The sequence below is a fragment of the Streptosporangium sp. NPDC006013 genome (assembly GCF_040614275.1).
GTDB lineage: Bacteria > Actinomycetota > Actinomycetes > Streptosporangiales > Streptosporangiaceae > Streptosporangium.
The window spans coordinates 1-1,134 of the sequence record NZ_JBEXUE010000977.1; the positions used below are offsets into that span (position 1 = coordinate 1).

1 protein-coding gene is annotated in these 1,134 nt (G+C 70.5%); it reads left to right on the plus strand.

Going from position 1 to position 1,134, the window contains the following annotated elements; genetic code table 11:
• Positions 1-1,134, plus strand: a 1,134-nt coding sequence (locus tag ABZ260_RS51400; protein ID WP_355633340.1) for a cation:proton antiporter, incomplete at both ends; no start/stop codon positions are given.

Consider the following 1,134-nt stretch of genomic DNA (forward strand, 5'->3'; position numbering starts at 1 on the left):
CGTCGGGGTGGTCCTGGGGCCGTCCTTCCTCGCCCATGTCGCGCCGGACCTGTCCACCTGGCTGTTCCCACAGGACAGCGCCCAGTTCCACCTGCTCGACGCGGTCGGGCAGATCGGCGTGTTGCTGCTCGTCGGCATCACCGGCATCCACATGGACATGAGGATGGTCCGGCGCAGGGGCGCCACGGCGGCCGGAGTCAGCATCGGCGGGTTGCTGGTGCCGCTCGCGTTCGGCATCGGCGCCGGATTCCTGCTCCCGGCCACGCTCATCCCCACCGGAACCGAGCCGCTGGTCTTCGCGCTCTTCCTCGGTGTCGCGATGTGCGTCAGCGCCATCCCGGTCATCGCCAAGACCCTGATGGACATGGGGCTGCTCCACCGTAACATCGGGCAGCTCACGCTCACCGCGGGCATGATCGACGACGCGTTCGGCTGGTTCATGCTGTCGATCGTGTCGGCCATGGCCACCACCGGCCTGCGCGCGGGAAGCGTGCTGGTCTCGCTGGCCTGCCTGCTGGCGGTCGTGATCTTCGCGCTCACCGTGGGCCGCCCGCTCGTGCGGCACTCGTTCCGGCTCACCTCCCGGGACGAGGACTCCGGCTCGTCCGTCGCGACCGCGGCCGTGCTGATCCTGCTCGCCTCGGCCGCCACGCACGCGATGGGCCTGGAGGCGGTCTTCGGTGCCTTCGTCTGCGGCATGCTGATCGGTACCGCGGGTGGCGTCGAACCGGCGCGGCTCGCCCCGCTGCGCACCGTGGTGCTCTCCGGCTTCGCGCCGATCTTCTTCGCCACCGCGGGGTTGCGCATGGACCTGACGTCCCTGGCCGACCCGATGGTGCTGCTCGCCGGGCTCGGCATCCTGACCGTGGCGATCGTCGGCAAATTCCTCGGGGCCTACGCCGGAGCACGTGCCAGCAGGCTCAACCGGTGGGAGGCCCTGGCCCTGGGCGCCGGGCTCAACGCGCGGGGCGTCATCGAGGTGGTCGTGGCCATGGTGGGCCTGCGGCTGGGCATCCTCAGCGTCGAGGTCTACACGATCGTGGTGCTGGTGGCGATCGTGACCTCCCTCATGGCACCGCCGATCCTGCGCTGGGCCATGGCCAGGGTGGAGCAGACCACCGAGGAGGAGCTGCG